The sequence below is a fragment of the Brevibacterium sp. HMSC22B09 genome (assembly GCF_001806795.1).
GTDB lineage: Bacteria > Actinomycetota > Actinomycetes > Actinomycetales > Brevibacteriaceae > Brevibacterium > Brevibacterium ravenspurgense.
In genome coordinates, this window is record NZ_KV786033.1 from 3116 (window position 1) to 9266 (window position 6151).

The following is a 6151-nucleotide window of genomic DNA, read 5'->3' on the forward strand; positions in this document are numbered from 1 at the left end:
GGCCTTCACCTCGATCGTGGTGGTGACAAAACGACCGGTGTCGGTGACTGTTTCAGCAGTCTCGCCGCTGTCTTCGTCAATATACGTCGCGTCGTTCTGCTCTTTCAGTTCAGCGAACGGCAGACGCTTGCCCTTAGCATCGACAACCACACCAAAACCATCCGCGATCGAAGCATCACGCATGTACACCGTGTAGGAGCCAGCCGGCAGACCCTGCTTCTGCAGCGAACCGGACAGAACCTTGAACCACTCACCGGTTTCCTTGTTGAGCAGGTTCACGTAGCCATCGTGAGCATCTTCATCCTCATACGTATTGTTGAGGTTCTCATCACGGAACAGACGGAAATCAACCTTGCCGGTCTTCGCTTCTTCCTCTTCTTCCGCTGCTTCCGAAGGCTCCGAGTTAGGAGTTGCCGGGGCGTCAGCTTCCGGGGTCTTCGGGTCTTCAGAAGGTTCCGAGGTGGGCCTGGCCGGAGCTTCGGCAGCTTCCGAAGGCTTGGGCTCTTCTGAAGGTTCCGAGGCGGAGGTGTCCTTCGCGGGTTCTTCAGAAGAAGCTTCCTGGGCTGCCGGCAGAGCGGCAAAAACAGCTGTCGACGGGGTCAGCGTTCCGATGACAGCGGCAGCAAGAACAAACGCGCCGAAGCGCTGAGAGCGGGGCATGGGCGATCTCCATTGACGATCAGAGCAGGGTCCCGCTTACCCTCACAGACCAATCTGAATCAGCAGTCCCACCTGGTTGAATACAGAATGAACGCAGGTCAGCGACCCAAAAAGCGAGCGCGGACCCGAGCGGCACCTCGCCAATGCACCCCGCAGGATCATATCCCACAGCGCAGAACTCATCCCGCGGGACGATGAAAGCCCACCCTGGGGCTTCCTAGACTTACTGTCATGGCAGAACCGTGGCACGTGAGGGCATCGCAGTTTTTCTCGACCCATAAATGGATTGTTGACTCGCTGCTCTTCGCCGCTCCCCTGATGCTCATCGCGTTCAGCTTTCGGTTCTATGAAGACGATGTGCGCGGCATCATCCACATGGTGCTCCTGGGTGCAATGGGCGCCGCACTCACCTTCCGCCGCACATTCCCGCTGGTCACCGGCTGGGCAGTGGCAGCGACAGGTCTCGGTTACGCCCTGACAGGCGGATACCCACATCCCACACTGCTGGCAGTTCCCATCACGGTTCACGCAGTCACCGCATATGCTCCCCGCCGTTGGGGCAAGATCTTCCTTGCCCTGGGCGCGGCAGCATCTCTGATCTTCCTTGTGAGCGTCTCGGCCATGATGTACCTGGAGGGTGCGCGAATCAAGGATGTTACGCCCGGTGACCTGCTGATGTACGTTTCCGCGTTCTTTGTGTTCCCCCTGGCTGCAGTCGCATTCGCCTGGGCCACAGGCGACTACCGCCGCCGCAGAACCGACGAACTCCAGCGGATAGCTGAACGCAGCGCACTGCTTGAACGAGAACGCGAAAACGAAATCCGGTTGGCCTCTGATGCCGAACGCATGCGCATTGCCCGAGAAATGCACGACATCATCGCCCACTCCATGTCGGTCATCATCACCCAGGCCGACGGCGGCCGCTACGCTGCCGCGCGCTCACCCGAAGCGGCCGTGGCAGCACTGGAAACGATTGCCGACACCGGGCGCGAAGCCCTGGGAAACCTGCGCGGCATCCTCGGGGTCCTGCGCGACAGAGAACCCGGACAGAAAACCGCACCCATGCCAGCCATCAGCGACCTCGGCACCCTCATCGACAACGTCCGCTCAGCCGGCCTTGACGTCACGCTGGAAGTTTCCCCCGACCTCCCCACCCTGTCGCCGGCAGCCGAACTTGCCGTATACCGTGTCGTGCAAGAAGCACTCACCAACACAATGAAACACGGCGGACCACACGCCCGCGCATCCGTCACCGTACGGCCGGGCGACAAAGAGCTCATCGCCGACATCACCTCTACCGGGCACGCTGACCGTTCAGCCGTTCCGGGTTCCGGCGCCGGCATTCAGGGCATGAAAGAGCGAGCGCGCGTTCACAACGGCACGCTCACCGCCGAACCGACAGACACCGGATTCTCAGTTCAGCTGACACTGCCCGAGGACAACTCATGACCATTCGCGTACTTCTTGTTGACGACCAGGCTCTTGTACGGGCTGGCTTCGCGATGGTGATCGACTCACAAGACGACATGAAGGTCATCGCTCAGGCAGAAAACGGCCGTGAGGCCGTCAACACCGTTGCGGCACAGGCAGTCGACGTTGTTCTCATGGACATCCGCATGCCCGTCCTTGACGGACTGTCCGCCACAGCTGAAATCATGGCGCTCGGCGATGCCCGGAAGCTCCCCCGCGTGCCCACCGTCATCGTGCTCACCACATTCGACACAGACGAATACGCGCTATCGGCTCTGCGATCAGGGGCCAGCGGTTTTCTGCTGAAAGACGCCCGCCCCGAGGTGCTGCTCGACTCCATACGACAAGCCCACACGGGTGGCGCCGTCATCGCACCATCGACCACCCGCAGGCTGCTGCAGACCGTCATCGCAGAACCCGCCCCACCCACCGAACACGCCCAGAAACTGGAGCGGCTCACAGCGCGCGAACGCGAAGTCTTCCAGCTGATCGCGCAGGGGAAGTCGAACGCGGAAATCGGGGACGAACTGTTCATGGCCGAACCCACAGTCAAAACCCACGTCCGGAACATCCTGGCAAAACTCGGAGTGCGCGACCGCATCCACGCCGTCATCCTGGCGTACGAGACGGGAATCGTATGAACCTCATCCTCAGGGATGAGGAACACCTTTCAGGAGCATCCCACGGGCCGATGATCTGAGCTGACGAGCTCGCGAAAGTGGAAACATGACGATTTCCACAGCGCACACAACCGCGATCAGCGCCCGCGGCATCAGCAAGTCCTACGGCACCGGCGAAGCCCGCCTGACCGTATTCGACGACTTCAGCATCGACATTCAGGCCGGTAAGTTCACCGCGATCATGGGGCCCTCCGGGTCTGGCAAGTCGACCCTCATGCACATACTGGCCGGATTGGACAGCCCCGACAGCGGCTCCGTGACCCTGGCCGGACGGGCAATCACCGGCATCAGCGACTCCGCCCTGACGAAAATCAGGCGCAACCACATGGGGTTCGTCTTTCAGGCGTTCAACCTGATCCCCGCAATGACCGCCGATGAAAACATCATGCTCCCGGCCAAACTGGCTCGCAGCAAAGTCGACCAGGAATTCAAACGAGCAATCGTCGAAAACCTCGGACTGACCGACCGACTGAGCCACCGCCCCCACGAACTTTCCGGCGGCCAACAACAGCGCGTCGCCGTTGCCCGCGCACTCGTCAACCAGCCTGAAGTCCTGTTTGCCGACGAACCCACCGGCGCACTCGACACACGCACCGGCACCGAAGTCCTGCAGACCCTGCGCAGCTGCGTAAGCGAATTGGGCCAGACCGTCGTCATGGTCACCCACGACCCATCAGCCGCCGCCTACGCCGACCGCGTCGTGATGCTCGCTGACGGATACGTGGTGGGCGAGCTCTACTCCCCGACTGTCGAGGCGATCTCCGACGCACTTCTGGAGGTCACCAAATGATCGTCAAAGCAAACCTGCGCTCCGGCGGTGCACGCCTGATAGCCGCGGCACTGACCATCATCGTGTCGGTCGCATTCGTCGTTGCCGTCACCGGTGTGCTGGCATCCTTCAACAAAACCATCCGCGGTGAATTCTCCGCTCAGTATTCAGGTGCGGACCTTGTGGTGACAAACGACTACGACCCCCTTGAAGAGTCGACAGAAAAGAAGATCAACAGCATCAAGGGAGTCAAAGAAACACAGCGAATCGAATCGACCTTCGCACGCCTGCCCAGCGGCGGATTCACCGAAGTGTCCGTGTGGCCCAAAAACAGCCACATCGAAGTGACAACAGGCAAAGCGCCTACCAAAGCCGACCAGATCCTGTTCGACACCTCAGTCGCCAAACAGGAAAACAAGGAAGTCGGAGACCAAGTTGAGCTGAGCCTTCCCTCCTTCGAGGGCGGACAGGACACCAAACGCACCTACACCATCACCGGCATCGGCCCGATGCCCTCAGCCGCACTCCAGGTGACCAACCACGGCATTGCCGACCTGGACCCGGGTTTCAACTACCTGCGCGTGTTCACAGACAAGTCAGCCGACACCTCGAAAGTCCAGTCCGCGATAGCAGACACCCTGGCCGGCTCTGAAGAGGTGGTCAGCAACACGTACGGTGCGAAACTTGCCGATGACTACAAAGTCGCCACAGAAGACCAGTTGATCGAAGAGCGCATGAACGACGTCACGGGAGACTCCGCAACCGTCGTGACATTCATCGGCGCCTTCATTGCGGTGGCGCTGTTCGTAGCGGTGCTCGTCATTTCGAACACCTTCCAGGTTCTCGTCGCCTCCCGCGCCCGTTCCCTGGCGCTCCTGCGGGCAGTTGGCGCCACACGCTCACAGCTGCGCAACGCAACCCTGGCCGAAGGTGCCGTGCTGGGCCTTGTCAGCTCCGCCATCGGAGTGTTTGTGGGCTGGGGAGCCGCCATGCTGCTGCCCATTGCCCTGCGCGCATACGTCCAGGCGAACTTCCAGACCGCACCCCTGCCAGTCCTCGCCGTGGTGCTCGGCCTGGCAGTGGGCATCACCGTCACCGTTGCAGCATCCTTCGTCCCCGCGCTTAAAGCCACACGCGTGTCCCCCATCGACGCACTGGCACCGGCAGACATCCCCGCACCCGATTCGCGCTTCCCGTGGATCCGTCTGGTGCTTGGCACAGTGCTCACCGCACTCGGCGCGGCGGCCACCGTGGTCGGGGCCAACGCTGGCGACATGACGCTCACACTGCCCGGCGCTTTCATGGCCTTCTGCGGTGTGCTGCTGCTCAGCCGTGTGTTCGTGCCGCCCTTGGTCGAACTGATCGGACGGGTCGGCGAAAAGATCTTCCGCTCACCGACGCTCGGTCTTGTTGCGCGCAACGTGAAGCTGGCCCCGCGCAGGACCGCTTCGACAACCGCGGCGCTGCTGATCGGTGTGACCTTGGTGGCCACCATCTTCATGGGCGCGCAGACCACTCGCACAACCATCGACACGACGCTGTCCGAAGACGCACCGATCGACCTCGCAGCGCAGTCAGGCTCCGACAAAACGGTCAACACCCTGAAGAACTCCGAGATCGTCAAGGACCTCGTCACCCTGCCCGGCACGCAGGCAGAGGCCTCTGAGCCATTGGGCCAGGACGGTGATCCGGAAAGCACACACACGCACCTGGTCGGCGTTGAAAAGCAGAAATACAGCGTGCCGCGCAGCACGAAGCTCCTGCCGCCACCTGGCGTGGTCTACATCAAGTCGGGCCCCAACACCGAAGACATTGCCGGTAAGAAGGTCACGTTCACGGTTGGACAGGCTGGCGGGGCTGGCAAGGCTGGCGAGGCTGGCGACGCCGGGCAGAAAACCGTCAAGCTCACAGTGAAGGTCCACCATGCCGTACCCGCTGACACGGCACTTGCCAACGCAGACGACATCGCCGCCCTCGGCCTGACAAAGGCAGACGGCCAAACATGGGTTCGTCTGGCTGACGACGCAAGCATTTCGCAGATCACAAAGCTCAAGGCTGATCTCGAGAAAACCGGTGTTTTCAGCGATGCAGACGGCGCACTCCAACGAGCATCGTATGCGCAGATCATCAGCATCATGATGGGAATTGTGCTGGGCCTGCTGGGCGCTTCGATCATCATTTCGATCGTCGGCGTGGGCAACACCCTGTCCCTGGCAACAATTGAACGCAAACGCGAAACCGCGCTGCTGCGCACCCTGGGACTGTCCCGCTGGGCAGCGGCCCGCATGGTGGCCGGCGAGGCGATGCTCATGGCCATCGTCTCACTCATCGTGGGCACGGGCTTAGGTGTTCTGTTCGGCTGGGCTGGAGTTCGTTCGCTGTTGACCGCCGAAGGCATCACCGTCGCACCAGACGTCCCGTGGACGATGTTTGCCGCACTGGCAGCTGTGACCGCGTTTGCGGCTTTGGCTGCATCACTCTTTCCGGCGATCGCGGCATCCCGCACACAGCCCGCACAGGGAGTCGCTCAGCGCTGAGTGCGCTAGGTGTACTAACCGGGGACGTTGGTTGA

4 protein-coding genes and 1 pseudogene are annotated in these 6151 nt (G+C 61.5%); 4 read left to right on the forward strand and 1 reads right to left on the reverse strand.

The features are described from left to right. A pseudogene (locus tag HMPREF3087_RS10640) lies at nucleotides 1–660 on the reverse strand (hypothetical protein); the annotation flags it as partial. Between the two features lie 231 nt (nucleotides 661–891). Here HMPREF3087_RS10640 and HMPREF3087_RS10180 point away from each other — a divergent pair. The 4 genes from HMPREF3087_RS10180 to HMPREF3087_RS10195 all read left to right on the forward strand — a co-directional run bounded on the left by HMPREF3087_RS10180 (nucleotide 892) and on the right by HMPREF3087_RS10195 (nucleotide 6116). Then, entirely contained in the window at nucleotides 892–2109 is a 1218-nt protein-coding gene (locus HMPREF3087_RS10180) for a sensor histidine kinase (RefSeq protein WP_070429032.1), read from the forward strand. Then, entirely contained in the window at nucleotides 2106–2771 is a 666-nt protein-coding gene (locus HMPREF3087_RS10185) for a response regulator (RefSeq protein ID WP_070429033.1), read from the forward strand. Before HMPREF3087_RS10180 ends, HMPREF3087_RS10185 begins: the two co-directional genes overlap by 4 nt. Before the next feature lie 85 nt (nucleotides 2772–2856). Continuing rightward, complete coding sequence (locus tag HMPREF3087_RS10190; RefSeq protein WP_070429034.1) at nucleotides 2857–3600, forward strand: ABC transporter ATP-binding protein; 744 nt, start codon at nucleotides 2857–2859, stop codon at nucleotides 3598–3600. Continuing rightward, the gene (locus HMPREF3087_RS10195) at nucleotides 3597–6116 is read left to right on the forward strand and encodes an ABC transporter permease (RefSeq protein WP_070429035.1); all 2520 of its coding nucleotides are present in this window, start codon (nucleotides 3597–3599) and stop codon (nucleotides 6114–6116) included. The genes HMPREF3087_RS10190 and HMPREF3087_RS10195 overlap by 4 nt, the downstream gene beginning before the upstream one ends. Nucleotides 6117–6151 lie beyond the last annotated feature (35 nt).

Coding starts and splice junctions, on each gene's coding strand:
- HMPREF3087_RS10180 (WP_070429032.1), top strand. CDS start 892: ATGGCAGAACCGTGGCACGTGAGGGCATCGCAGTTTTTCTCGACCCAT.
- HMPREF3087_RS10185 (WP_070429033.1), top strand. CDS start 2,106: ATGACCATTCGCGTACTTCTTGTTGACGACCAGGCTCTTGTACGGGCT.
- HMPREF3087_RS10190 (WP_070429034.1), top strand. CDS start 2,857: ATGACGATTTCCACAGCGCACACAACCGCGATCAGCGCCCGCGGCATC.
- HMPREF3087_RS10195 (WP_070429035.1), top strand. CDS start 3,597: ATGATCGTCAAAGCAAACCTGCGCTCCGGCGGTGCACGCCTGATAGCC.